This is a genomic window from Enterococcus sp. AZ071 (assembly GCF_050499065.1).
GTDB lineage: Bacteria > Bacillota > Bacilli > Lactobacillales > Enterococcaceae > Enterococcus_A > Enterococcus_A ferrettii.
The window spans coordinates 798,167-825,058 of the sequence record NZ_JBIPAS010000002.1 but is presented as its reverse complement, the minus strand read 5'-3'; the positions used below and the strand labels follow the sequence as shown (position 1 = coordinate 825,058).

The following is a 26,892-nucleotide window of genomic DNA, read 5'->3' as shown; positions in this document are numbered from 1 at the left end:
CTATCTTGTACTCAAAAACCACGAAGCTTGAGGACTTCGTGGTTTCTACTAATTTATTAAATACCAGAATCAGCCGTATCAATTAATTTGTTATCGATTTCTTCCAGATCTGACTGGTCGGCTTCATAAAAACCGTCGCTGTTTTTCGCAACCTTCACCTCAACCGTTGATTTTTTACCATAGGTTGGATTTTCTACTTTTTCATTTAAATAGTCATACAAATGCTGAAATGCTCTTTCGTTAAGCTCTTGATCATCCGGAACAGTGCCATCTTCAACCATTTGGGCCATCAATTCAGCTGTCAGTTCTTCCTGAAAAGCAGCCATATTTTCCTCGACTCCTTCGAACAACTGAAGTGTTTCGATTTCTACTGGTACAGTGAAGCTATCGTCATCGCCCTTTTTTGCTTCACCAACTGTATATTTTGTTTTTTTGAATATTTTTTTGAACAGTTCTTCGTATTTTCCAGATAATTCATCAGAAAGCGCATCTACATCTATCGCGTCCATTTGCGCTTCAATCGTCTTATTATATAGATCCTCTGCGTCTTTTTTAGTAGATTCTGTCAGCTCAATATATTGATCATATTTTCCTTGTGTTTGTGTATCCAACATACTTTTCACATAGCCACTAGCATCATATGCACCAGCTCCACATGCACTAAATAGGAACAATGATGCTATCAGCATAATCCCCCAACGTAATAAATTCTTGCCTTTTTCCATCCTAAAAACCCCTTTTTTATTATTTAACTCCATTGACTTAAGATCAACAGGTTATACTCCATTCTGATAAACACCCTATTATTATCAAAAACTAGATTATTCTACTTATCGTATTACACTCGCATTCCACTTTTCCTATCGGTTTATTCATCCTGAATAGGACTATGCTTGTGAAATTACAATCATTATATGATTATAACATCTACCATTTTAAAACTGAATAAAAAAAAGAGTACCAGATACAAAAAATGTACCTTGTACTCGATTTTCATCTATCGTCACCAAGCTTAAGAAAGCTTATGCTTTTTCAAAGCCAAGGCAATTCCGTCTTCATCCGGTGAGGTTGTCACTTCATCAGCAACTGCCAATAGTTCAGCACATGCATTGCCCATAGCAATCCCCGTCGCAACTGCGGCAAACATTTCTACATCATTATGTCCATCACCAAAAGCGTAAGTATCAGCCTTATCTTTATTCAAGTGCTTCAAGACTGCCTCGATCGCACTTTTTTTGTGAATATTCTTAATCCCAATTTCTCCGCTATCTGGACCAAAGGCTGGAACGGTACTACGCATCATCTGGAAGTCACCATAATATTTGTGATGAATTTTTTCGTAGGGAATCGAATGATTCACGAAAGAGACCTTGTTAACATCCGCATAGTCAATTTGTTCTTTGTCTTCAATCAATAAATCCATGAACCATTGAATTTTTCCTAAACGAGCCTGACCTTCTTCACTATCAGCCGAAACACCGTTTAAAGTCAGGTTAGTTAAGGTCGTTTTTAAATTTTCGCTGGCAAATAAGCCGTTGTTTGATTCTAGATAATAATCAATCTGGTTGCTTTCTAAAAAATCAATCAGCTTTAGCAATTCGGTCGAATCAAAAACCTTATGCAAAATTACTTCATCGTCTACTTCGCAATATCCACCGCCGGCACCGATAATGCCACTCAACGGCAGATCTAATGCTTCTTGCGTAATTTCCGCTTTAGAACGCCCGGTACACAAAAAGAATTGATGACCTTTTGACGCTGCTTGATTAATTGCTTCTTTAGCACTTTCAGGAATGATGCCGGCATCATTGCACAGCGTTCCATCGACATCTAAAAAGATTAGTTTTTCCATTTCTCCACCTCGAATATTTAATTAGAAAGACTTCGCGAATCCCCCGATTCATGAAAAAACCCGTTAAGGAATAAGCCTCAAAGAAAGCCTTCTCTTAACAGGTTTAGCCTAGTCGCACTAGTCACTATCCATCTTTTATGGTAATCGTTTTCTGGTGAAAGGTCAATGTATTCTGACTGATTCTCTTTTATCTAAGGTGCAATAATTGTCGCTGTTCCTCCCTTTAATGCGGCTTCTGCTCTTTCCAAAGAAGTAATAATCGCTCTGCCTCCAGTTGCTTCCACATAGCTAATCGCAGCTTCAATTTTCGGCAGCATACTTCCTGCTGCGAAATGTCCTGCCTTTACATAAGAACGTACTTCCTCCACTGATACCTGACCTATTGCTTCCTGGTGCGGCTCATTAAAATGGAGATATACTTGATCTACTGCTGTTAAAATCAATAGAGTTTCCGCTGATAATTCTATTGCCAGCTTGGCACAGGAGCGATCCTTGTCAATCACAGCAGCAATTCCTTGATAGCCTTTATCTGTTTTTACGACGGGGATTCCACCTCCACCGACTGTTATTACAATTGCAGATTCATCAACCAATTGCTTCACCGTGTCGATTTCAACTATGTCAATCGGTAAAGGTGACGGGACTACTCGACGATAGCCTCTTCCAGAATCTTCAACAAATCGAAAGCCGGTTTCCTTGGATATCGTTTCAGCCGCTTCTCTACTTAAAAACTCACCGATTGGCTTCATTGGTTGTTGGAACGCAGGATCATGAGTACTGACAACGACTTGAGTGATAATTGCCATACAATTTCGCTTTACCTTTTCAGCATCCAATTGATTTTTAATCGCCTGCTGTAAATGATAACCGATATATCCTTGACTCATGGCATCACATTCAGGAAAAGGCATAGCGGTTCCTTGCTTTTCACGTTCAAAAGCTGAATTGATCATACCCACCTGTGGTCCATTTCCATGCCCAACCGCAATTTTGACGTCCTGCTTAGCAATCGCAACGATAATTTCAGCGGTTTTTCCCACTAACTTTAACTGTTCCTGAGGAGTATTTCCTAAAGCATTTCCCCCTAAAGCTACTACTACTGTTTCCATAGTCCCCTCCAACATTATTTCAAAGTGGCATACATGATGGCTTTGATTGTGTGCATTCGATTTTCCGCTTCATCAAAAACCTTTGATTGACTAGATTCAAATACTTCATCCGAAACCTCCATTTCGGTCAATCCAAATTCCTCATGGATCTGTTGACCTACTTCGGTTTCAAGGTCATGAAACGAAGGTAAACAGTGCATAAAAATAGCATCTTTTGCTGCTTGCTGCATCAGAGGTTTGTTCACTTGGTAGGGTGCCAACAATTTAATCCGCTCTCCCCATACTGAAGACGGTTCTCCCATCGAAACCCAGATATCCGTATACACTACGTGAGCATTCTTTACACCTTCATTTGGATCTTCCACAAAGCTTAAGGTCCCTTGGGTCTCCTGACAAATTTTTTGACATTTTTTAATTAGATCCTCTTCAGGCATTAATTTTTTAGGTCCGCAAGCGGTAAAATGCATTCCTAATTTCGCACAGACTACCATCAACGAGTTAGCAACATTATTTCGGGCATCTCCCATAAAAGTAAAATTTAAACCTTTTAAATAGCCAAAGTTTTCCTCGACTGTTAACATATCCGCAATCATTTGGGTCGGATGAAATGCATCCGTTAATCCATTCCAAACAGGAACACCTGCTTTTTCTGCCATTTTTTCAACTAATGCTTGAGAAAATCCCCGGTATTCAATGCCATCATAAAAGCGTCCTAAAACGCGAGCAGTATCTTCAATGCTTTCCTTTTTTCCCATTTGAGATGAACCAGGATCTAAATAAGTGACCCCCATCCCTAAATCCATTCCAGCTACTTCAAAGGAGCAACGTGTGCGAGTGGACGTTTTTTCAAATAAAAGCACGATATTTTTTCCTTCTAAGTAACGATGAGGTGTGCGGCTTAATTTCAGGTTTTTAAATTGTTTTGATAATCGAATAAAGTACTGAATTTCAGCTGTACTAAAATCCAACAGCTTCAAAAAACTCTTCCCTTGCAAATTTACTGGCATAACTTTCAACCTCTTTCTTCTATTATTTTAAGCAGCTAACAGTGTAGGCAATTGAGACAATCCGTAGATAGATAGTAAGAGTACCATAATGAAAAAGACCCATTCATAATTGGTAAAGACTCGTTCTTCTTTTTTCCGCTTTACGTATATATACATAATTGATCCTGGACACAAAGCTAAAATCGTTAAGATGATAAATGTTGAACCTGAGGCTAAAATCAGCCAAAGCATGTAAACCGTCGCGATTACTCCTACCATGATATTTTTGATTGTAGATTTCTCCTTGGATTGCCAAATTAATTTCATTTGAAATAATGCGACACAAGTATAAGGCAGCAAAATCGTGGAAGAGGACAATTTTGAAAGCAGCGAATACGCCTCATTCGTAACCAAGAAACTTAACAGCATAACTTGAATAGTGACATTAGTAATAATCGTTGAGTTAATCGGCATTTTGTTTTCATTTTCTTTAGTAAAAATTTTTGGAAACAATCCTTGAACTCCCGCCTGATAAGCCACCTCTTCTGCCAAAAGTGTGTTAGCAATCCATGCCCCAAAAATTGCGACAATCACACCTAAATTGACAATAATTGCTCCTGGTCGTCCGATAATGTGTTCCAACACAAAAGCCATCGCTGGATTGGGTAGCGCTTGAAGCTGCTGCTGACTTAAAATGCCATAAGAGAAAACGGTGACCGTTGCATAAATCAATGTAACCGCCGCAAAACCTAGCAAGGTAGCCTTTCCAACATCACTACGTTTTTTAGCTCGACTTGAAAAGACAACCGCACCTTCAATCCCAATAAAAACCCATACAGTCACTAAGACGGTTCCCCTCAACTGTTCGAATATACTAGAGCTGCTGCCGTTGCTAGCCAAATTACCCCAAAAGTCCTCAAAAAAGACATCTTTATTGAAAGCAAACAAGATACAAACAATAAAAATTAAAATCGGAATCATTTTTGCAATCATAACTACTGCATTCAACAAGGTAGCTTTATCCAGTCCTCTCAAAATCATAAAGTGGATAATCCATAAAACGATGGAAGCTCCTAAAATTGAAAAGACATTTTGACCGTTCCCGAATACTGGAAAAAAGTAGCCTAGTGCACTAAATAATAATGTCCCGAAAGCTACATTTCCAATGTTGACGGAAACCCAATAACCCCAAACTGAGTTGAAGCCAATATAATCACCGAACCCTTCCTGAGCATAACTAAAAATACCAGAATCCAAATCCGGTCGTTTGTTATTCAAATTCTCCATACAAAATGCCAATGATCCCATCCCAACTCCGGCAATAATCCAACCGATAATTGTCACTCCCACTGAAGCAGTATTGGCCATTTCCTTCATCAAATTGAAGATACCGGCACCAACGATCGCACTGACAATAATACCAATTAGGGGAAAAAGACCAATCTTTTCCTCTGAATTTTCCAATTTTTTCACCTCTCCTAGTAAAAAAACGGAGAAATGCTAAGAATTGTCTCTCCTTTTCCAGCATTCCTCCTTGGATAAACGTCACTCTGCAGTCGTCTTAAAACCGTAAAGACAAACAACTTAACCCACCATCAATTTTGCGAAACTCAGATGTGTCGACTACTAGGACTTTGTATCCTAACGCTTCAATCTTCTCTTGAACCTTCGGATAACCTTCTGGCACAATTACATAGTCATTCATCCAAATACAGTTCGCACCATATGCTTCATCCATATCAATCTCAATTTTATTGAATTTTTCAAATTCCGGTGCGGTTTTGAATTCCCCAGCTACCAGCAAATTATTATTTTCCAGGTAAGCCAATCCGGTTTTCAAATGAAGCATTTCTTTCATTTCAACCGCTTGACCAGATAAACCATAGCTTTCTAAAATCTGAATCATTTGATCTGCTCCCGCTTGGTTAGTGCGCTCAGATAAGCCAATATAAAAATGATCACCAACCATCATGATGTCTCCAGCTTCAATTGTTCCTGGCTCCTTAATATATTCAATGTGCTCATAAAAATTTTCAAGGGCTTTCAGCATATCCGGCAGGGCTGCTTCTTTTCGGCGACTCATTGCTCCTGGGCGAGTAATAATCGCACATTTACTGGTGCATAAAGCTACATCTTCCACAAAACAAGCATCAGGAAATTCATCCTTCGGTTCTAAAACTGTCACATTCACGCCAGTCTTAGTCAAAGCGCTTACATAGTTCTCATGCTGCATTAAAGCTTTACTATAAATTGGTTTCCCCTCATCTGCACTTGTTAATCCTTCCGAGATTGTTTTAGACGGCACACGAACGATAACATTTTTAAACATAATCCATCCTTCTTTCTTTTTATTTTACAGCTAGAGTATACAATATACAATTTTTGTTTGCAAGCCTTTTCCAAAAAGAATTATTTTGTAGTACAATAGAAGCTGGGAGGATGATTATGGAACCAAAGGATAAAGTATACCAATTTATATCAGAGCAGCTAACCTTAGGAAAGCTAAAAAGAAAAGATCGGTTAACTGAACAGTACCTTGTAGACAACTTGGGAATCAGCAGAACACCGATCCGCGAGGCTCTGCTGCAGCTTGCTTCAGATGATATTTTAGAAAGAGAACCTCGTAAAGGGTTTAAGATACGAACCTACACGGAAAAGGATGTTGAAAATCTTTATCAGCTGATTGGTGTTTTAGATGGGAAAATTGCTGAATTAACCGTTGATAAGCTGTCAGAAGATGATTACGCTTTGATGAAATTCTTAATTGACAGTATGTACTCTGCAATCAACAATGAATTGTATACAAAATACAATGAACTACAGCATCAATTTCATGAATTATATACAGTGAAATGTGACAACGGATTGCTAAGGAAAGAAATCGATAGTAAAAAGAAAATGTTTATTGGAAAAGCATATTCTCGGATTGAAAAAGAGCAGATCAAAGAGCTGTTGCTGGTTACGAATCAGGAACACGAGGAAATTCTTATGATGTTTAAAAAAGGGCAAGGCGAGAAGCTGCGTCATTTTTTAGAGCACACTCATTGGCGGCTAGAAAATGCACAATATGATATCTGGTAAAAAAAGAAGTTGAACCGCCATATGGTTAGAACCTGTCTGTTAGAATTTTGATCTAATAGACTGGTTCCAGCACAAAGCGGAACAGCTTCTTTTTTATTGTGATAATTCAAATACGAAATAGTTCAAATCACCACGGTATTTTGAAATAGAATACTCGACGGGTTGTCGTTCGTTGCTAAAGCCTTGGGTATGAAAATAAAACAACGGTTCATCTATTTCAACATCCAGCAAATCACTAGTAGTTTCATCAGCTTTAAGAACCTCTAATTTACGAGAAACCGCTATCACTGGATAACCTGCGTCCTCCAATGCTTTATACAGCTTTTCTTGAGTGAAATCAATCTGTTGAAAATTAGGAAACAAGCGATAAGGAACATAGCTGGTAACTAAAACTACTGGTGTATCTTCTGCATATCGCAGGCGAATCAATTTGTAAACTTGGTCACCTTTTTTTATCCGAAGATTTTCGGCCACTTCATCACTAGCCGTCGTTACTTTAAAGTTTAAAATTTTTGTTTTGGGCGCCAGTCCTTTGCGGTTCATTTCAGAATCGAAGCTCTCGATTACGTGCGTAAATTCCTGTTGAAACTTCGGTTTAGTTACTACGGTACCACGTTTTTTACGCTTTTCTAAATAACCTTCATTAGCCAGTGACTGAAGCGCTTGACGAATCGTCGGCCGACTAACTCCATACAACTCAACAAGCTCATGTTCAGTGGGAATCAGCTCATTTTCAGGATAAACACCGGATTTGATTTTTTGCAACAAATCATCACTTATTTTTTTGTGTAATGGGATCCTCATTGATCATCTGCCCCTCAATAAATTATCCTTATTATTATAGCATACAATCCCCACATCAACTATAACGCCAATAAGGGTTGGGGGTGGCTAGTACACATTCAGCTTTACCAGGTAAAATCGCTTCCTCTCCCGGCATCAGCAATAAACTTTGACCGGCTCGGCAAACATTTTCAGCTAAAATCAACTCACCAGAAAGAACGGTCAGCATACTGGCAATTGATGCCGGATTTTTCACCTCTCCAGAGACTTCCAAGTGTTGAAGGGTGAATTCTCTTTGGCTGACTGTTTGATCAAGCTCAAAGGTTTTCTTCTCTACCTGCTGATCAAAAATCAACGTTTCCAGCGCTGCGTCAACATGCAGCTCACGTTCTTTGCCATTGCTGTCTATTCGATCATAATCGTAAAAACGATACGTAATATCAGTAGATTGTTGAATTTCGTAAACCAGTGAGCCCTTGGTCAATGCGTGAATCGTACCAGACGGAATATAAATCAGATCATTACCTGCTACCGGGTATTCCTTCAGAACTTTTTTGTAATTCTTTTTCTTGACTGCTTCTGCAATCATCTGCTTATCTGATGCAAGCTGCTCAGCATAAATCCAGCCTGCTTCCGGTGGCTCAATAAAATACCAGGCTTCACTTTTTCCATATGGCATCCCCTCATGACTTTGCGAATAATCGTCAGTTGGATGGACTTGAATACTCAAATTTTCATCACAAGCAGTAAAAGAAATAATCAGTGGATAAACCTCTCCTGGCAGCAAACCAAATTTTTGTGGATCTTGCTGAATTAGCGTATTTAATGTGGCGTCTGTATTGCGAACTAAACAGTCGATTTCTGTAATCCCACTAGCAGAATACACAGAACCAATTTTTGCGATTCCTTCGTCCCCTTGATACTGGTGCAACCGTGGCGTTCCCCAAATTCTTTCCTTAGAAATCGGTTCTAAAATATACATAACAGCCTCCTAAAATACACCAATTACGACGCCAACTGCTGAGATAACAGTCAGAACAAGAATCACTTTAGTTGCTGTCAATTGTTTTGAGGTTAATAAATACCAAGCCAACAACACCATTCCCAACGGTAAAATACTAGGGAAAATACCGTCCAAAACATCCTGCAGTTTTTGTACTTCATCCCCCATCGGAATTTTGATTGCTGTCGTTAAAGCAATGTTAGATGCAGCAAGTCCACCAACTACCATAATCCCCAAAATGTTAAAGGCATCAGTAATCCGTTTGGCATTCTCACCGATGATGACATCAATGGCATTTACGCCTAAACGATAACCATTCATGAAGCACAGATAGGAAATTAATGGACCGATAATACCATAGCTAACCAAGTAAAATACTGGTCCAAGTGCATTTCCTCCAGCTGCTAAGCCCATCCCGATTGATAATAGGATTGGAACAATAATTCCTTGAATAATCGAATCGCCAATTCCGGCCAAGGGACCCATCAAGGTTGTCTTGATATTGATCGGCATTTCTTCCGGCACATCGCCGCCTAACGCAATTTCCTCTTCTAATGAAGCCACGATTCCGTTAATTAATTGTCCCGTTTGTGGTTCAGTATTATAGAACATCGAATGACGCAGCAGCAGTCTTCGTTTGGCATCAGGATCATTTTTATAATACTTTTCAGCAAAAGGTAAGTAAGAAAATGCCCAGGCATGTGCCTGCAGTTTTTCATAACTCATGGAAGATAAATGGGTGAAACCCCAGCGTTTCCAAATTTGCCGTAATTCTTTTTTACTTAATCGTTGTTCAACCTTTTCCATCACTTTATCCTCCTAGAATAAGTCATCGTCTTCATATGCGACATCCGCTGCTGGTCCGGCATCAACCACTGGTGCAGAATTGCTTCCACCATTGCCTGAACCTTTCCCGGTGCTTAAATAAACAATATAAGCAACCATTGCTGCCAAGAAAACTAACGCAATCATGTTTAATTTTGCAAAAGCCATTAAAACAAAACCTGCGAAGAAAAAGACTAAATGTATTTTATCCTTGATAACAATCCCCATCAACATTGCAATTCCTAAAGCCGGCAGCACCCCACCTAAAACCGAGATGGTATCTGTAACTACTTGCGGTACATTTGACAGCAGCCAGTCTACTAAGCCTCGGCCGAAGAAAATTGCCGCAAAAATTGGTACCGCTCGTAAAAGGAACGTCGTAATTTGAGGATAAACTACATGATTCAATGTAATTCCGCGATCATCAATGTTTTCCGCTGCTTTTTGGGCACGCGTATTCCAGAAAGAATATAAGGCCATCCGAGTATTATAAAAAATAAGTCCGAAGGTTTGGCCAATTAAAATCGATAATGTTACTGCCACGGCCGGATCCTTAGTAGTTGCCAAGGCTAAACCGATACCGCCGTATGCCGCATAGGTGATCTCACTATTAGTAGCTCCACCAGTTGACAGGTTTGCTATGAATACTGCCTGAACTGCTAAACCGCACAAGACACCTGCTTGCACATCACCAAAGGCAATTCCCGTCAACAAGCCTGCAACTAACGGACGACCAACCACGTAAAACCCGCCGCTCATACCGAATAACCAAGGACTTTCAATCGCTCCTAAGTAACAAAAAATTCCCGTTAACAGTGCTGGTAAAAACAAACTTCCTTCCATCTTCTTTCCTCCTCATTCCTGTAGTTAATCCTTTAACGAATTGTATTTTTCCTTCATAACCCTCCAAGGTTTCGTTTCATCATCCGGCAGCAGCTGGAAGCCAATCTCAATTCCCTGCTGATCCATGTATTCAAAGGCATCATAGTCCTTTTGATCAATCGCTACCGTCCGTCCCAATACCTTCGCTCCTTCACGAGTGTTCATAGGTCCGACATTCAGCTTCTTGCCAAAATCTACGCCCATCTCAACTAATTTGGCAAAGGTTTGCGGAGAGTTGCTGATGAGAAAGAAATCTTTCGTTGAATTTTTACCTTTAGGAATACTTTCAACTGCTTGCTCTGTCGTGTAAACACCTAATTTTAAATTGCCTGCTGCTGCTTTTAATACCCGCTTACGCAAGTCATCCTGTGCAATGTCATCGCCAACTACCAAAATACCTTGCACCGAACGTGCTTTGGTCCAACGAGTAGTCGTTTGACCGTGAATTACTCGATCATCAATTCTTGCTAATGTAATTGTCATGATATATTACCTCCAAATTTTTATTTTTCTCTCTTACTCACTTATTTATTACCTCTTAACTATCACTTATAACGAAAAAGTTGTTCACCCCAGCTAAAACTCGATGTCGTCTTCTGAGTCATCTGCATCAATACCCGCAACACCAGCTTTTCCAGTTGATAAAGCTAATTCGTACAGCACATCTAGCGTGCTGGTTTCCAACGCTAATCCAGCTTCAATCAGCATCGGTAGATTTAATCCTGCCACCACCCGGACTCTTTCAGGATGATTAAGATAGTAATTCAGAGCTTCGTTATAAGGTGTTCCTCCCTTTATGTCAGTAATAACTAACACTTCTTTTTCTGACAGTTCATCCATTTTCTGTTGAAAAATTTGAGTAAACGTTCCTATTCCCTCATCTGTTAGGCTGATAGCCTGGATCTTTTCATTGATTCCGGCTATCATTTGATAGCTGTTCAATATACCTTGACAAAACATACCATGTGTAACTAACATAATGTGCATTCTGCTGATTCATCTCCTTTTATGTAATAACATTTTAAAGCATATCCAAATAATACCTTGATAAGAAAGCGATGTCAACATCTAAATGTAATTATTTTTTGTCTTGACAACTGTCAAATTCTACTTTATGATCATTTATGTAATAACATAAAGGAGGAAAAAGCATGACAACTTATTCAATTGACCAATTAGCACAAATGATTGATCACACCAACTTAAAACCTTACGCATCCCGGGAGGATATGAAGACCCTTTGCCAAGAAGCAAAAGCTTACCACTTTAAAATGGTAGCAATTAATCAGGTACAATCCGCACTTTGTCGTGACTATTTAGCTGGCAGTGATATTGAAATTGGTGCAGCCATCAGCTTTCCACTTGGACAAACTTCTATTACTGCGAAGGTTTTCGAAACAAAAAATGCGATTGAACTCGGGGCAACTGAGATCGATTATGTCATTAACCTAACAGAAGTGAAGACAAAAAATTGGGATTATTTGAAGGATGAGATGGCACAAATCGTGGCAGTTTGCCGAGAAAATCAAGTTGTTTCAAAGGTGATCTTTGAAAATGCCTACTTGTCAGATGAAGAAAAAATCGCGCTATGCAAAATTGCGAAAGAAGTCGAACCTGATTTTATTAAAACGTCGACTGGTTTTGCTCCAAGCGGTGCAACCTTTGAAGATGTTAAGCTGATGAAGGAACAGGTTGGTCCCAAGGTGAAGGTAAAAGCAGCAGGTGGGATTCGTGATGCCGAAACCTTCAAAAAAATGCTGGCCTGCGGTGCAGAACGGATTGGAACCAGTTCGGGACTTACGATCATTGATACCTTTAAGGAAGAAGCCGTGAATGGCGAAATTACTATATAGAAGAAACCCGATTGACGGAAGCTATTGTTCTGTCAGTCGGGTTTTGTTGTATGTTGTCTAAATGATTATTCGACTCGCCAATGCTAAATTTTATTTCAATCACAGCGATTAGGTGACCGCTTGCACTATCAAATGACAATTAATATCCATAAATCGGCAACCTACTAGCTTCTTCCTCCCGCGATACTTGATCTTATTTTTCTTGTACACCTATCCATTCTAGATCGAACAAAAAACAATAGTTGACAAAGTCCACTAAAAATTCTATGCTTGATCTAACACAAAAGGAGCGATAACCGTGACTATTGAAAATATCCGGCAGTTCAATCGCTACTATACTCGGATTCTAGGCGTATTTGACAAGAAAGTCTTTAATCTGGACTATTCCATGATTGAAATGCGGATTCTTGGTGAGATTGCCCGTAACAAAGGTACTACCGCCAATCATTTAGCAAAATTCATGCGAATGGACCGCAGCTATTTAAGCCGCATAGTCAATAAGTTGGAAAAAGTCGGCTATATTACGCGACAAAACGATCCGGCGGACAAACGAATTTTTCGGCTGTTTCTTACTGATAAAGGAGAAACTCTGAACAGTTTCATTGAAGAGCAGTCGGATAAGCAGATCTTAGAGCTGCTTCACTCCTTGGATGCCGAGGAAATTACTCAGCTGAAAACAGCTATGGGCACGATTGAAACAATTTTGAATCAAGTAGTTCCCAACGAAATGGAGGAAATGTAATGCTATCATTTGAAAACGATTATTCTGAAGGTGCTCACGAAATGGTGCTGAAGCTATTACTAGAAACCAATATGCAGCAGGAATCTGGTTACGGAACTGATACCTTTACTCAACTTGCGAAAGAGAAAATCAAAGAACAATTAGATTGTCCAGAAGCAGAGATCAAGTTCTTAGTCGGTGGAACGCAAACCAATCAGATTGTGATTACTGCACTTTTGAAAAATTATGAAGGTGTTTTGGCAGCCGATACCGGACACATCAGCACTCATGAAGCTGGAGCAATTGAATTTTGCGGCCATAAAGTATTAACGCTGCCCCATAACTTAGGAAAGATTAATGCCGATCAGGTCAGAGACTACGTGGAAACTTTTTACGCCGATGGCAACCACGAACACATGGTGGCACCCGGAATGGTTTACATTTCTCATCCAACTGAGTATGGCACCCTCTATTCGATGGAAGAACTTGCATCACTTTCAGCAGCTTGTCGAGAGTTTGAGATTCCACTTTATTTGGATGGGGCTCGTTTGGGTTATGGATTGATGAGTGAGGAAACAGATGTAACGATGGCTGATATTGCGCGTCTATGTGATGTCTTCTATATTGGCGGAACTAAGGTCGGTGCTTTATGTGGCGAAGCATTGGTTTTCACCAAGAATAATTTGCCGAAGCATTTTGTTTCTATTATTAAGCAGCACGGGGCGCTTTTAGCCAAAGGCCGTTTATTGGGAATTCAATTTTTAGCCTTGTTCAGTGATAATTTGTATTTTGATATTAGTCGACATGCGATTGAAATGGCGCAATTATTGAAGGAAGGCTTTACGCAAAAAGGTTACCAAACCTTAATTGATTCGCCAACGAATCAGCAGTTTATTATTCTAGAAAACGAAAAGTTGAAGGCTTTACAGCAACAAGTTCGCTTTTCTTTTTGGGAAAAGTATGATGATACTCATACGGTCGTGCGTTTTGCTACCTCGTGGGCGACCACAAAAGAATCTGTCGAGCAGCTGCTAGCACTGATTTAACCCATAAAGAAACCTCTGGAAATTAATAAAGAATTTATTTCGGGGAGAATCGTAGAACCCTTTACCAAAACTAATTGCAACAGATTTTCGAACAAAAGCTGTCACAATTTTCTTAACAGAATAATGTGACAGTTTTTTGCTATACAAATTTTTAACTTAAAATTCTCTACGAAAAATTCGATGATGCTAACCCATTTTTCAACTAACTAAATAAACAGATAAGACAGAAGAGGTTCAAACCATCCATAACTATCAAATTCGTGTGCAAAATGGATTCTCGAATAGAGTTGAAGAAGTCTGCTTAATCGTTTTTCTATACTGGGTGTACTGTTTAAGATCACAGTACTATCATTTTAATCGTAGATATTCCATAACTGTTTGAAGTGTTGAAGGTTTAACCGATCAATTTCATCTACAATAATTAAAGCAATTCCCTCATATTCATCACTCGCCAATCCTTCGTCTTCTATTCCCTCATGTTCAATTTAATAAATTATCCAAGCTAAACCAATCCTAAAAATATACTCATTGAGATTTATAAAGATAAGTTGCTTAAGTAGACTGTTTGAGAACCAACTATCTTTTTCCAGACCTAACAAGCAAAACTTCTTATTAGTGATGCACTCTCAGCAATGAGTGATCCATAATGGACTTTCTTTCTATGCAATTGTTGTTTTATTTCCGCATAACTGTGGACACAAACATAGCCATACTGAATTTCCCCAGCTGATTTCCATTTTTTTATATCTTCCTTCCAATGCTCATTTTTTTCTTCTATAACTATTCCCATCTTTTTTGACATGGATAATTCCTCCTAATTTAACGGTTCATTTTTGAGGGATGGAAATAAAGATATAAATTTATCCGAAATTAACGTTTCTGTTTTTTTATCCGAAATAAATAAACTTATTGATACAAAACAAACATTAATGTATACTCATATAGTGATAAAAGCCCTAGTTATTTAGTATCCTTACTATCAATTAATAAAAAATAAAAAAAGATTCTTTGATTGTGATATACTCCCCTATCTATGATAAGGAAATAATTAAATCCTAGATAAGGGACTTTTTCACGGGAGAAGAGTGAAACTCAGTCCAGAGAATTGTTTGAGATTGAACCACAAAATTGGTCTAACAAGTACCGCAAAGCAAACTCAGATTGATCTGTCTGCTCTCAAAAGATGATGTGTTTTATATAAGGATGGAAGTCCCACTGGTCATCTCGCTACGAGGAAGAATAAAAATTGTCTTAGAGAATGAATACTGGCGGCCGTACCAGATTATTTTACAAGTGGAGGCAGTCAAGAGGATTCGCTGAAGATTGTGTTAGACTGTCTAACCCGCGATAAGGACTATGGCAATCAAGTACCTAGTGTCGTGCTGGAATTAGAATAAAGAGAATGAATACCATATGTTATTTAGGTGCCAGATATATTGCATTAATTTACAAAGTCCATTTATTTTCGTTCCTATGTGGCGCCTATATAATTTTATATAAATATTTCCATTGATGATAAAAGGGGTGCTATTGATAAAGTGAAAAGAAAGATATTATTTTTATTTTTAGGTATATGCGGTATTTTTAGCATGATGACTCAAAATGTTTGGGTAGTTCTGGCGAATGAGAAAGAGAATAATTCAGAAAAAGTGTATGCTGGATATTTACTCTCTACGGAGCAAATATCCAGCATACCAGAAATTAACTACACAGAACCGGTCAATAATTCCGAGCAGCAAGAAGACATTGACAAAAATGCAAAAATAAATACGACAACTGGAGAAAATGAAGACCAATCATTCCCATGGCAATACTATGATGACGAACAGGGCGGTCTTGTAGATTCGGAGTTAATTTTGAAGCTATCAGGTGATGGAACAACACTTTACGTTCCTGGAGGTACGATTGTTAAACCTCAAAGTTTAGTGAACCATTTATATGAAAGAGGTCTTGACCCTGAAAAAGTTACGAAGATTATAATAGAAGGCCCTTTAACTATTCAGGGAATTGCGAGCTATTTATTCGCGTTTTGGACCAATGTGCAACACATAGAAAATATTGAGAATGTTGACATTTCAAATAACTCTACTAGTTACGGACGATTGGATAGTGTTTTTTCTGGTGATTTCAATCTGCAAGAATTAAATTTGTCTACATGGGATTTAACTAATTATGACTCAGATCAATCGGGGTTCTTTGGTGCTTGTTGGAGCTTAAAAAAATTGGTTTTAGGTCCTAATTATAAAACAAGCACAGCGCAATTATTGACTGATCCGCCACAAGACAATCCTGCTTATACCGGTTTTTGGCGAGCTGTCGGGGATGGGACAGAACATCGTCCTACAGGTAAACGATGGACAGCTACTGAGTTTATGAGTTCAAAAGTTAATAATAACACCGTAGGAGAAGAATGGGCAGATACACATGTATGGGAACCTGTTCCTGCCAAAATCATAGTAAATTACCAAGATACTGACGGAAATAAAATCCATGAACCAGTAGAAAATACTGACAGAAATGTTAGTGAAGAGTATGATGTAACAACACCAGAGTACAAACTTAATATTCCTGGTTATACTCTAGAAGATACTGAACTACCTGAAAATGCAGTTGGATCTATTGAAAATAACGAACCCATAGAAGTCACCTATATTTATAACAAAAATCCTGATATCCCTTCTATCTTAGGTAAAGAGGTCACCGCTAAATATCAAGATACCGATGGAAAATCCATTCATGAAAATGAAGTGTTTTCCGGTAACATTGGCGAGAGTTATACGACTAAAAAGTTAGATATTGATGGATATTCCTTTAAAGAAATCAATGGAAACCCCGCTGGTGTCTTTACTGATCAAGAACAGATAGTCACTTATATCTATAACAAAAATTCTGATATTCCTTCTGTCTTGGGTAAAGAGGTCACCGCTAGATATCAAGATACCAATGGAAAAACCATTCATAAAAATGAAGTGTTTTCCGGTAACATTGGCGAGAGCTATACGACTAAAAAGTTAGATATTGATGGATATTCCTTTAAAGAAATCAACGGAAACCCCACTGGTGTCTTTACTGATCAAGAACAGATAGTCACTTATATCTATAACAAAAATTCTGATATTCCTTCTATCTTAGGTAAAGAGGTCACCGCTAAATATCAAGATACCGATGGAAAATCCATTCATGAAAATGAAGTGTTTTCCGGTAACATTGGCGAGAGTTATACGACTAAAAAGTTAGATATTGATGGATACTCCTTTAAAGAAGTCAAGGGAAACCCCACTGGTGTCTTTACTGATCAGGAACAGATAGTCACTTATATTTATAGCTTTGATAGATTTGCTGAACTTAGTGAGAAAGCTACTATAATGCAAAACAACAAAGAGCTACCAAAAACGAATAGTTTAGGTAAATTTACTACAGATACTAGTGCCAATAAAAAATATCCCAATACAGGAGAAATGAATCAAACATATTGGAGCGTTTTGGGTATTTTATGTATTGTTGTCACTTTTCTATTTTACTGGTTTAATAAAGCGAAGGATACTAGTAAATTAAAATAGGAAGAACAAAACTTGCTCCCATATCATTACTCTTATTACTGCGGATAAAATTGGTTCTTCATCTACTTACTTTGTGGATGAGGCCAAGGCCCTCGATGTCATTGTGACAGAGAAGGCTGCACCAGATAATTTGATTATACCGTATCAGCAAGAAGGGATTCAGGTGATTGGTTAACTGAGTATAAAAACCGCCCTACTGTGCTCACAGTAGGGCAGGTGCTCATAGCATCTAGCTCAGATTTTTCGTTTGTACCACATCTTCTACCAGCTGATCAATCACTGGATCTTGCAAGTAATTTTTTAGGGTAATTACTCGCATATTAGGATGTGATTTGCGTGTTCGCTCTTCTAAATCCTGATGAACCACAACTAGGTCACTGTCCGAAGGAACATCTTCAATTCGATAATTTTTAACTTCAATGTCCAAAACTCCAGCTTTTTTCAATTTGTTTTTAAAGGTTGTTGCTCCCATCGCACTGCTGCCCATTCCGGCATCGCAGGCAAACGAAATTTTTGTATAATTAGCTGGAACAGCGGCTTGACCAGCCAATAGGTCTTTTCCTTCTGTTTTCATGGATTTAGATTTCTCAGCAGCAGCTTCAAAAGCATCCTCATCTTCATCCGCCGTTTTATCTGCTTTTAAAATAACTGATGTTACTAAGAACGATACAATCGTTGCTGTCGTTACACCAGCGATTACTCCCACAAAGTTTCCTTTTGGTGTCAAAGCTAAATAAGAGAAAATCGAGCCTGGACTTGGTCCAGCAACTAATCCTGCACCAAACAGTTGGAAAGTGATAATCCCTGTCATACCACCAGCGATCATTGAAAGAATCGTAATCGGTTTCATTAGGACATATGGGAAATATAATTCGTGTATCCCACCGAAGAAGTGGATAATGATTGCACCAGGTGCTGTCCGTTTGGCTGCCTTTTTACCAAAGAAGGAATACGCTAATAGCAAGCCCAATCCAGGTCCAGGGTTAGAAGCCACCATAAAGTAAATGGATTTTCCGGCATCCAAGGTTTGCTGCATTCCTAATGGGTAATACACACCTTGGTCAATTACATTGTTCAAAAAGAGAACCTTTGCTGGTTCGTTAATTATTGACAACAGTGGCAGGAATCCTGTAGCGACCAACGCTTCAATTGCATTAGTAACTGCCTGATTGGCTGCTTGAATTGTGGGACCAATCAGCAAATAAGACAAGACCATTAATAGGAAACCTAGAATCCCAATTGAGAAATTGTTTACGACCATTTCAAAACCAGCTGGAATTTTTCCATCTAGAAACTTATCGGTCTTTTTCATAATCCAGCCGCCTAATGGCCCCACCACCATCGCACCCATAAACATCGGAATATCAGCACCGATAATTAGACCCATTGTACCAAGGGCTCCTAGAACGGCTCCCCGCTGACCGCCAACCATACGTCCACCCGTGTAAGCTAATAATAATGGCAATAAATAACTAACAGTTGGACCAACTAACTCGTTCAGCAACTCATTGGGAAACCAACCTGTGGGGATAAACAACGCAGTCGCAATTCCCCAAGCAATAAAAGCACCAATATTCGGTAAAACCATATTGGTTAAAAATCCACCAAAGGCTTGCACCCTTGCTCTGGCAGAGACCTGCTTTTTATCATTCGACATTTCCATCTATATTCCTCCTTGAGATTTACTCTTCGATTACCGCTAACAACTCTTCTTCATTTTGTATCTCCAACAACGCTTCATATCGTTCTGTATCGCTTAAAATCCCAGCCAAATCAGCCATCAATTCCAGATGTCCATCTGGCGAATTCGAAGCCAATACGAAAAATTGCTCTACAGGTTCTTCTTTCGGAAACATAATCGGCTGCTCCAGCTTCATAAAGCTGATCCCAATGCCGCTACTGCCTAATTCAGGCCGGGCATGAGGCATGGCTATTTTAGGCAGAATAATAATATAGTTCCCGTTGTCTTTTACATTTTGAATCATTGCCTCAATGTAGCTTGGCTGAATGATGCCCTTTTGCAGCAATGGTCTAGCAGCAATTTCAATTGCTTGTTGCCACGTTTCAGCTTGTTGTAGAAACTGGCAATTCCCTTGCAGCTGTTCTTTAAGCATGGCTTTCTCCTTCCAATAAATACTTTTTGTCTTGCTTGGTCGCTTGATAAACCATGTCCAATTCTTCTAATAAAGGACCTTTTATTTGCGATATTTCTGTCGCAGTTAAAGAGAACCCTTTTTCCTGGATCAGTCTTTTCAATCGAACTGCTTCTTCGTCATCAGTATTGCGATACAAATAAGCTGCAGCGATAATTTTTAACCCATTTTGATAGGGGAGATTTAATTCTGCCAAACCTTTTACTGGTGCAACTAAACGATCGTTTGGTTGCAGCTTTCGAATGGGTGAACGACCGACTCGATCCACACTATCAGATAATTGCTGGTTACCATGACGTTTTAAGGTTTTTTCAATAAACTGATCCATTTCAGTCTCTGAGGTTTGATATTTTTTTATAAAATATTGTTTGTTCTCAGCCAAAAATCCTTGAACCACTTTTTTCAAATCGGCATCCTTCATAGCTGCTTGGACAGTAGAATAATCAAACAAAGCACCCAGATAAGCAAAAGCAGCGTGGGCTGCATTGACAATATACAACTTTCGTTCAATGAATGGCTGCATATCGGTAACAAATGTGGCTCCTTTAATTGAAAATTTGGTTGCTGGGTTCCACTGCTGCTGACTAATTACCCATTCAAAATAAGGTTCAACCACTGCAACTGTTTTTCCATCAACCTCTTTTGAAAGGGCCTGGCGGTCTATCGCCGTATCCACGAAGAAAGCATAGTGATCAAAAAGCGCCTGACCACTTTCATCCAGCTGCTCTTCTACAGCCTTCTTCAACAATGAACTGGCATTGATAATATTTTCATTGGCTAAAATATTAATGGGTTGCTGCTGTTCCTTGAATCGTTTTGTCAGAGCTTGTGCTAAAAGTGGGGCAATTCTAGCGAGATTGTTTGCTCCCACCGAAGTTGTAATTAAATCAGCAGTTTGAATTTCTGCTATAACTTTTTCTGGCTCCTTAATTGAATTTAAGGCGTATACTTGATCGATAAACAAAGTAGTTTTTTTCTCAGTCAGCAACTCTACCAAATAGCCCCTGTCTTGATTCAATTGATTAATTAACGGCTGGGCAGTATCTGCATAACAGAGCTCAAAGCCATTGTCATGAAGAACTTGTCCGATAAAGCCGCGGCCGATATTTCCGGCTCCAAAATGAACTGCTCTCATCTTCGCCACCTACTCCAAATTCGCATGATAGCGCCATAGGCCATGCATGTCTATCTCTTTTTCTTCAATCAAGGTTAACGCAATCGAATCGCCCAATAATAGAAGACACTGTTCAAAAAGGCTAGTCATAGGTTGAATAGATGGAATTTCCCCAACTAAATTCAGCTTGGTTTGAACTGGAATTCGAACAAAAATATCGGCATACTCTTTCATGGAACTATTGGGATTCGAACCAATATGAGCGACCATTGCATCGAAGTTCTTCGCTTTTTTTGCAATGGCTAAAGGGAAAGCACTTTCGCCGCTGCCTGATCCTACGATCAATAAATCTTTGGCAGTAATCGCCGGTTCGGTAATTTGACCGACAACCACCGTTTGAATTCCAATATGAGCCAAACGTTTTGCCACAGCCTCTAGGGAAAGCAGCACTCGGCCAACGCCTACGAAGAAAACTTTTTCCGACTGTTGAATCGCCAACATCAGCTGATCTACTTGTTCTTCTGAAATACCTGCCAAAGTAGCAGTTAATTCTTCCGCAATTTTTTGTTCCGATGTTCTAAATGACATTTTCTCTCACCCTAGCCCCTTCTGCAACTGCCTGTAAAACTTTTTCTTTGTTTTCAATCAAGGTCGCACCTTTGACAAATAAGCTGGTACTGCCTAGAACTAAATTATCCGCTCCCGCTTCAACGAGATGAGCAATACTGTCTAAGGAAACCCGACCATCCACCTGTAACTCAACTGCTGGGTTCACTTCTTGAATTCTTGTCCTTAAATCCCGAATTTTTTTGGCGGCATAAGGAACTTGTTTTTCATTTTTATTGGTAGCAAATCCTGGATTAATTAACATCAAACATACCAGATCAATTTCCGGCAGCACATAGTCCAATACTGTTAATGAAGTGGCAGGGTTTAAGGCTATCCCTACTTTTGTTCCAGCTTGTTTGATTAATTGAATGTAGCGATCGACATGTAAGCTGGTTTCGTGATGAAACGTAATACTTTCCACTCCGATTTTCAGCATTTCTTGGATAAAATACTCATTGTCATTAGCCATAATATGGATATCAAAATTCCTTGAGGATACTTCCCGCATCCGTTTAATCGTCTCTAATCCTAAAGGCATGCTGGGACTAAAACTGCCATCAATTACATCAATGTGCAGTGTATCAATTCCGATATCTGCAAGTTCCTGCATTCCTTGTTCTAAATTTACTAAATCAGCACACATAATTGACGGGGACAACTTCACTTGGTTTTTCATTACTCCTGCTCCTCCATTGGAATGTCATGTACAAAAAATAATTCATTCGCGCGCTTAATTAACAATGAACTATTTCTTGATTACACACTCATTGTAAACGCTCCACTAGCACAAGTCAATACAAACATGCATATTTTTGCGCATTATATGCCCGTTTATGCTGATAGAGCGGAAATGAATTGACACAAACCAGCATGCGTGGGAAAATAAAAGCAGCAAAAGATGGAGGAATCAGCCATGTTGAAAGAAGAAAGACAGCAAAAAATCATCGATATTTTAAATATTGAACAAAAGGTTATTGCGAGTGACTTGAGTCAACGTTTTACTGTCTCTGAAGATACTATTCGTCGGGATTTGAAGGAACTGGATAGCCAAGGAATGTTAAAGCGGGTGCACAGCGGTGCATTGCGCGTTGGGCCGCCAATAACTGATTTTTCTTACCGCGAAACCGTTGATAGCGAAATAAAAAGAGTTCTCGCCCATAAAGCACTCCCTTTTTTAAAAGAAGATTCGGTTATTATTATCGATGGTAGTACAACAAATTTAGCCTTGGTAAAAGAAATTCCTCATGACTTTAGAGCCACTATTATTACCAACAGCCCGCCAATTGCAGTCGAGCTGGCACAGCACGCACAAGTTGAGGTAATCAATATCGGCGGTATCTTTTACAAGCAGTCGATGATTAATCTGGGGGTAGAAACTTATAAAAACCTGCAAAACATTCGTGCCGATTTGTACGTGATGGGCATCTACAATATCGACATTGATGCCGGAACCAGCGTCCCAACCGTGCAGGAAGCTGAAATTAAGCAGCAAATGACTCGCGTTTCGACTGAGGTGCTAGGCATGATTACCAATGATAAATTCGGCACCATCAGCAATGCGATTGTCGGACCGGTGGATGATCTGAGCTTTCTGATTTCTGAGGATATTCCCGAGAAGGTTCGGAGGGAATACAATAAGAAGAAGTTGTTGTTGATTGATTGATAAGAAAACACCTGACTACTTAACCCTGCATAAATCGGCAGGATATAGTAGTCAGGTGTTTTTTTGGTTTTTTCGCAGAGTTTAAAGGATCTCTTTGAACAGCTCAATTGTTTCTTCTACAGTTGGCAAGTATGGATTGGCCCCTGCACAAGCATCCAATTGAGCATTCTCAGCTAATTTTTGTAAATCAACTTCATGAACGCCTAATTCAGACAATTTCTCAGGAATACCGACTTCTTTTGAAAGAGCTTTGATTTGTTCGATGACATAATCAGCACATTCTTGATCGGATTTTCCGGCAGTATCTAAGCCGATGACTTCAGCGATTCGACGGAAGCGTTCAGGTACAACCTTGGCATTTTCCCGTTCGACAATCGGCAGCAGCATGGCATTACATACGCCATGTGGTAAATCATACAAACCACCTAATTGATGAGCCATTGCGTGAACATAACCTAAGCCCGCATTGTTGAAGGCCATCCCTGCTAAGAAAATTGCGTAAACCATGTTTTCTCGAGCATCTAAATTATAACCATCCTTAACCGCAGTTGGCAGGTTGTCAAAAATCAGTTTTACTGCTGCTTCTGCAACTACATTGGTAACCGGAAAAGCTCCTGGGGTAACTAAAGCTTCGATCGAATGAGTCAAGGCATCAATGCCAGTAGCCGCTGTTAAATCAGCCGGCTTGTCTATCATTAATTCTGGATCGTTTACCGACATCAGTGCCAAGCTGTTGCGATCAATCATGATCATTTTCACACCACGATCTTCATCAGTAATCACATAATTAATTGTAATCTCGGCTGAGGTTCCAGCCGTGGTATTAATGGCCACAACCGGCAGCGCTTTTTTGGTAGTTTTATGCATACCTTCATAGTCCTGCATCTTACCACCATTAGTAGCCAAGATAGCAATTCCGCTGGCAGCATCTTGGGGTGAACCACCACCTAATGAAATAATGAAATCACAATTGTTTTCTTTTAATAAAGCTAAACCTTCTTCCACACTGGCAACAGTTGGGTTTGCTTTTACATTGTCAAAAATCAAATATTCTACACCAATTTCATCCAATGGTCTTGTAACCTTCGGCAAAATATCGCTGCTGCTTAAAAATTTGTCGGTAACCAATAAAGCCTTTTTGAAGCCTAGCGGTTTGATGTGTTCACCGATATTATTGATACACCCTCTACCCATGATGTTTGTTGCTGGTACATAAAATACATGTTCTGCCATAAAAATGAACCCTCCATTTTTTAGTTTTTTTTACCTAAACCTTGCGATAGAAAAACTGCTTCCTGAGCAGTTTCCTGTTATTCCAGATTTGCGTGACGTGGAAACATGGTATCTGTGGTTTCATTGACCAATTCCATCAGGGCCATAATCACGGCATCATAGATCAGGAAGCTTAATTGTTCGTAGGATGAACCCATTGGCTGAACTGATTTTCCTACTAATTCCTCATCCTCAACCTTAGGCGAAGCTCCTGGTAAAACAAATTTCACATCAGCCATTTGCCCAATGGTTGAATCAGGATTAATCGTATTTAAAGCGATTTTTACCCCGTTTTTCTGAGCCTTTTCCGCCATCGCTACTAAGCTTTGGGTTTCCCCTGAGCCAGAACCAATAATCAACAGATCTCCTTCATGGGCACTGGTAGTTGTTATATCACCCACGATGCTTACATCAATACCCAAATGCATCATACGATTGGCAAACGCTCGAATCGCTAATCCAGAACGTCCAGCTCCAGCCACGAAAACTTTCTTAGCCTTGGGGATCATTTCTACAAAAGCATTCAACTGTGAACCATCTACTTTTTCCAAGTTAATGCTTAACTCTTTTAGAATCATCTCTGTGTTTTTTTTCACATTCACCATTCTGCTTACCCCTTTTTCAAAGCTTCTGCAATCAGACGTGCTTCTTTAACCGGATCTTCGGCGTTCAAAATACCGCTTCCGACTATCACAATATCGGGATTCAAGGCCATATAGTCATTGATCGTTTTACTGCTGATTCCACCAGCTACTGCTACTTTGACCTCTTTAACATGCTTTTTCATTTCGGTTAAATCTTCTAAAGGGGTCCGACCGGCTGCTTGTTGATCTGCTCCGGTGTGTACTGCAATCACATCCACGCCTAAGCTTTCTACAGCCGGAACGCGAGTTGCTAAATCATCCACACAAATCATATCTACCATAATTTGTTTGCCTTGTTTGTTGGCTTCTTCTACACAACCTTTAATAGTTAAATCGTCTGTTACTCCTAAGACTGTTACGTATTCTGCTCCTGCATCGAAAGCCAATTGAGATTCATAAGCACCTGCATCCATAATTTTAGCATCACACAATACTTCTAGTTGAGGAAATTTGGCTTTAATTTGACGGACAGCTTCACGACCAGCATCGATAACAAATGGTGTACCCACTTCAACAATGTCTACGTATTCTGCTAATGGTTCCAACTGAACCAATGCTTCTTCTAAGTTTAACTCGTCAATTGCTAATTGTAATTTCATGGTTTATCCCTACCCCTTATATTCTTCTAAAATTTTTTGGAACAACGGTGTATCTTTTTCGATTTTACTAAATTTGCTTAATGCTGCTTCTATACCGTTAGCTTGAATTTCCTGCTGCAGTTCTACTGCTTGTTCATCGGCTGGATTTTCAAATTTCAATAAAGCTGCGATACATTTTGCCAAGGCATCGTTGGCTAGACCTTTTTCAGCTAATTGAACAGCTGGTGCCACTAAGCGGTCAGTTGGATCTAATTTTCTTAACGGTGAGCGTCCGACTCTTAAGACATCATCCATCACAAAGGTGGCCGAGAAACGAGCAATTGATTCGTCGATTTTCTTAGATAATTCCTGTGATGTGAAACCATATTTTTGTTCCAGCAGTTTTGCCGATTCCTCCATTGCTGCAACCGCCGTTGCTTTAATTTCTTGATCCTTCAGGGCATCCTGTACAGTTGGATACTCTTTGACAAACCCCAAATAGGCTAAGGCTGCATGTCCACAGTTGACAATATAAAGCTTTCGTTCCAAATATGGCTGAAGCTCTGCAACATAGGTGGCACCCTTAATCGGTTCTTTACGGAATAATGGTTTTTCTTCAATAACAAGTTCAAAAGCAGAATCAATTTCAACACAGCTTTTGCCATCAACTTCTTTCCCCAAAGCCAAACGGTCTACTGAGGTATTAGCAAATCGGGCAATCTCCGACAATACTTCTTCAGACACATGCTTCAGCAGCACACCTCGCAAAATATCTGAAGCAAACAACGCATTCTCACAGGCAATGACATTAACCGGCAACTGCCCACGGTTATGACGGACATGTAGACCTTTGGCTAAAATCGGTGCAATTCTTGGCAGGTTATCTGCCCAAACTGAGGTTGTAATTAGGTCAGCTTCACAAATAGCTTCGATTACCTTTTGTTCTTCAGTCAGAGAGCTGACTGCTTGGATGTTGTTGATCACCACTTTTCGATTGTCTTCATTTAAGATATACAACTCATAGCTTTGGTCTTGATTCAATTGACGTACCACTTTGTCAGTCACTTCTACAAAGGTAATATCGTAGCCGCTTTTGTGTAGTAAATCTCCGATAAATCCTCGGCCGATATTTCCGGCTCCAAAATGCAATGCTTTCAC

General features: G+C 39.4%; 28 protein-coding genes and 1 pseudogene. 6 read left to right on the top strand and 23 right to left on the bottom strand.

The features are described 5' to 3' along the window. Positions 1–56: 56 nt before the first annotated feature. The 6 genes from IGI49_RS22445 to IGI49_RS22420 form a co-directional block, all read right to left on the bottom strand. Positions 57–725: a hypothetical protein gene (locus IGI49_RS22445; protein ID WP_429965388.1), complete on the bottom strand. Its 669-nt coding sequence runs from the start codon at positions 723–725 to the stop codon at positions 57–59. A gap of 287 nt (positions 726–1,012) precedes the next feature. Next, complete coding sequence (locus IGI49_RS22440; RefSeq protein WP_429965389.1) at positions 1,013–1,852, bottom strand: Cof-type HAD-IIB family hydrolase; 840 nt, start codon at positions 1,850–1,852, stop codon at positions 1,013–1,015. A gap of 191 nt (positions 1,853–2,043) precedes the next feature. Then, entirely contained in the window at positions 2,044–2,961 is a 918-nt protein-coding gene (arcC, locus tag IGI49_RS22435; RefSeq protein WP_429965390.1) for a carbamate kinase, read from the bottom strand. Between the two features lie 14 nt (positions 2,962–2,975). Next, positions 2,976–3,968 carry an ornithine carbamoyltransferase gene (gene argF / locus IGI49_RS22430; RefSeq protein WP_429965391.1) on the bottom strand — a complete coding sequence of 331 codons (993 nt, stop codon included), beginning with the start codon at positions 3,966–3,968 and terminating at the stop codon, positions 2,976–2,978. Positions 3,969–3,995: 27 nt separating this feature from the next. Then, a complete protein-coding gene (locus IGI49_RS22425) occupies positions 3,996–5,411 on the bottom strand; it encodes a basic amino acid/polyamine antiporter (protein WP_429965392.1) in 1,416 nt (471 codons plus the stop codon). A 97-nt stretch (positions 5,412–5,508) separates the two neighbouring features. Then, positions 5,509–6,276 carry a dimethylarginine dimethylaminohydrolase family protein gene (locus IGI49_RS22420; RefSeq protein WP_429965393.1) on the bottom strand — a complete coding sequence of 256 codons (768 nt, stop codon included), beginning with the start codon at positions 6,274–6,276 and terminating at the stop codon, positions 5,509–5,511. Between the two features lie 116 nt (positions 6,277–6,392). On the opposite strand from IGI49_RS22420, the gene IGI49_RS22415 reads away from it, so the two are divergent. Next, positions 6,393–7,028: a GntR family transcriptional regulator gene (locus tag IGI49_RS22415; protein WP_429965394.1), complete on the top strand. Its 636-nt coding sequence runs from the start codon at positions 6,393–6,395 to the stop codon at positions 7,026–7,028. Positions 7,029–7,121: 93 nt separating this feature from the next. On the opposite strand, the gene IGI49_RS22410 is transcribed toward IGI49_RS22415, so the two are convergent. From IGI49_RS22410 to IGI49_RS22385, 6 genes are all read right to left on the bottom strand, one after another. Continuing rightward, the gene (locus IGI49_RS22410) at positions 7,122–7,832 is read right to left on the bottom strand and encodes a GntR family transcriptional regulator (RefSeq protein WP_429965395.1); all 711 of its coding nucleotides are present in this window, start codon (positions 7,830–7,832) and stop codon (positions 7,122–7,124) included. A gap of 55 nt (positions 7,833–7,887) precedes the next feature. Beyond that, a complete protein-coding gene (locus IGI49_RS22405) occupies positions 7,888–8,793 on the bottom strand; it encodes a class I mannose-6-phosphate isomerase (protein ID WP_429965396.1) in 906 nt (301 codons plus the stop codon). 9 nt (positions 8,794–8,802) lie between these two features. Beyond that, the gene (locus tag IGI49_RS22400; protein WP_207704710.1) at positions 8,803–9,621 is read right to left on the bottom strand and encodes a PTS system mannose/fructose/sorbose family transporter subunit IID; all 819 of its coding nucleotides are present in this window, start codon (positions 9,619–9,621) and stop codon (positions 8,803–8,805) included. 12 nt (positions 9,622–9,633) lie between these two features. Next, positions 9,634–10,482 carry a PTS mannose/fructose/sorbose/N-acetylgalactosamine transporter subunit IIC gene (locus IGI49_RS22395; RefSeq protein WP_429965397.1) on the bottom strand — a complete coding sequence of 283 codons (849 nt, stop codon included), beginning with the start codon at positions 10,480–10,482 and terminating at the stop codon, positions 9,634–9,636. Between the two features lie 24 nt (positions 10,483–10,506). Beyond that, positions 10,507–11,004, bottom strand: a complete 498-nt coding sequence (locus IGI49_RS22390) for a PTS system mannose/fructose/N-acetylgalactosamine-transporter subunit IIB (protein ID WP_429965398.1) — start codon at positions 11,002–11,004, stop codon at positions 10,507–10,509. A 93-nt stretch (positions 11,005–11,097) separates the two neighbouring features. Beyond that, positions 11,098–11,508, bottom strand: coding sequence for a PTS sugar transporter subunit IIA (locus tag IGI49_RS22385; RefSeq protein ID WP_429965399.1), 411 nt, complete (start codon positions 11,506–11,508; stop codon positions 11,098–11,100). A 164-nt stretch (positions 11,509–11,672) separates the two neighbouring features. Between IGI49_RS22385 and deoC the strand changes: the two genes are divergently transcribed. The 3 genes from deoC (at position 11,673) to IGI49_RS22370 (ending at position 14,141) form a co-directional block, all read left to right on the top strand. Then, the gene (deoC, locus tag IGI49_RS22380) at positions 11,673–12,374 is read left to right on the top strand and encodes a deoxyribose-phosphate aldolase (RefSeq protein WP_429965400.1); all 702 of its coding nucleotides are present in this window, start codon (positions 11,673–11,675) and stop codon (positions 12,372–12,374) included. 298 nt (positions 12,375–12,672) lie between these two features. Beyond that, a complete protein-coding gene (locus IGI49_RS22375; RefSeq protein ID WP_429965401.1) occupies positions 12,673–13,116 on the top strand; it encodes a MarR family winged helix-turn-helix transcriptional regulator in 444 nt (147 codons plus the stop codon). Beyond that, positions 13,116–14,141, top strand: coding sequence for a threonine aldolase family protein (locus tag IGI49_RS22370; protein ID WP_429965402.1), 1,026 nt, complete (start codon positions 13,116–13,118; stop codon positions 14,139–14,141). Before IGI49_RS22375 ends, IGI49_RS22370 begins: the two co-directional genes overlap by 1 nt. Before the next feature lie 248 nt (positions 14,142–14,389). Here IGI49_RS22370 and IGI49_RS22365 read toward each other — a convergent pair. Together IGI49_RS22365 and IGI49_RS22360 are read right to left on the bottom strand one after the other, a co-directional pair. Continuing rightward, positions 14,390–14,581 (bottom strand): annotated as a pseudogene (locus IGI49_RS22365) (AAA family ATPase); the annotation flags it as partial. Between the two features lie 152 nt (positions 14,582–14,733). Then, on the bottom strand, positions 14,734–14,943 hold the full coding sequence (locus IGI49_RS22360) for a hypothetical protein (RefSeq protein WP_429965403.1): 210 nt from the start codon (positions 14,941–14,943) through the stop codon (positions 14,734–14,736). A 736-nt stretch (positions 14,944–15,679) separates the two neighbouring features. Between IGI49_RS22360 and IGI49_RS22355 the strand changes: the two genes are divergently transcribed. Continuing rightward, on the top strand, positions 15,680–17,701 hold the full coding sequence (locus IGI49_RS22355; protein ID WP_429965404.1) for a MucBP domain-containing protein: 2,022 nt from the start codon (positions 15,680–15,682) through the stop codon (positions 17,699–17,701). A 229-nt stretch (positions 17,702–17,930) separates the two neighbouring features. Here the strand turns inward: IGI49_RS22355 and IGI49_RS22350 are convergent, their stop codons facing one another. Genes IGI49_RS22350 through IGI49_RS22330 form a run of 5 tightly spaced genes read right to left on the bottom strand, consistent with a single transcriptional unit; the run spans position 17,931 to position 22,253 of the window. After that, positions 17,931–19,364 carry a PTS mannitol transporter subunit IICB gene (locus IGI49_RS22350; protein WP_429965405.1) on the bottom strand — a complete coding sequence of 478 codons (1,434 nt, stop codon included), beginning with the start codon at positions 19,362–19,364 and terminating at the stop codon, positions 17,931–17,933. A gap of 19 nt (positions 19,365–19,383) precedes the next feature. After that, positions 19,384–19,815 carry a PTS sugar transporter subunit IIA gene (locus tag IGI49_RS22345; protein WP_429965406.1) on the bottom strand — a complete coding sequence of 144 codons (432 nt, stop codon included), beginning with the start codon at positions 19,813–19,815 and terminating at the stop codon, positions 19,384–19,386. Beyond that, positions 19,808–20,989 (bottom strand): mannitol-1-phosphate 5-dehydrogenase, encoded by a 1,182-nt coding sequence (locus IGI49_RS22340; protein WP_429965407.1) that lies wholly within the window; start codon positions 20,987–20,989, stop codon positions 19,808–19,810. Before IGI49_RS22340 ends, IGI49_RS22345 begins: the two co-directional genes overlap by 8 nt. A 9-nt stretch (positions 20,990–20,998) precedes the next feature. Further along, a complete protein-coding gene (gene hxlB, locus IGI49_RS22335) occupies positions 20,999–21,556 on the bottom strand; it encodes a 6-phospho-3-hexuloisomerase (protein WP_429965408.1) in 558 nt (185 codons plus the stop codon). Then, positions 21,546–22,253, bottom strand: a complete 708-nt coding sequence (locus tag IGI49_RS22330) for a ribulose-phosphate 3-epimerase (RefSeq protein WP_429965409.1) — start codon at positions 22,251–22,253, stop codon at positions 21,546–21,548. The genes hxlB (IGI49_RS22335) and IGI49_RS22330 overlap by 11 nt, the downstream gene beginning before the upstream one ends. Positions 22,254–22,490: 237 nt before the next feature. On the opposite strand from IGI49_RS22330, the gene IGI49_RS22325 reads away from it, so the two are divergent. Beyond that, positions 22,491–23,240, top strand: coding sequence for a DeoR/GlpR family DNA-binding transcription regulator (locus IGI49_RS22325; protein WP_429965410.1), 750 nt, complete (start codon positions 22,491–22,493; stop codon positions 23,238–23,240). A gap of 81 nt (positions 23,241–23,321) precedes the next feature. On the opposite strand, the gene IGI49_RS22320 is transcribed toward IGI49_RS22325, so the two are convergent. The 4 genes from IGI49_RS22320 to IGI49_RS22305 all read right to left on the bottom strand — a co-directional run bounded on the left by IGI49_RS22320 (position 23,322) and on the right by IGI49_RS22305 (position 26,892). Then, on the bottom strand, positions 23,322–24,473 hold the full coding sequence (locus IGI49_RS22320) for an iron-containing alcohol dehydrogenase (RefSeq protein WP_429965411.1): 1,152 nt from the start codon (positions 24,471–24,473) through the stop codon (positions 23,322–23,324). Positions 24,474–24,550: 77 nt separating this feature from the next. Continuing rightward, entirely contained in the window at positions 24,551–25,117 is a 567-nt protein-coding gene (gene hxlB / locus IGI49_RS22315; protein ID WP_429965412.1) for a 6-phospho-3-hexuloisomerase, read from the bottom strand. A 5-nt stretch (positions 25,118–25,122) separates the two neighbouring features. Continuing rightward, positions 25,123–25,755 carry a 3-hexulose-6-phosphate synthase gene (hxlA, locus tag IGI49_RS22310; protein ID WP_207704638.1) on the bottom strand — a complete coding sequence of 211 codons (633 nt, stop codon included), beginning with the start codon at positions 25,753–25,755 and terminating at the stop codon, positions 25,123–25,125. 9 nt (positions 25,756–25,764) lie between these two features. Then, positions 25,765–26,892, bottom strand: a complete 1,128-nt coding sequence (locus IGI49_RS22305; protein ID WP_429965413.1) for a mannitol-1-phosphate 5-dehydrogenase — start codon at positions 26,890–26,892, stop codon at positions 25,765–25,767.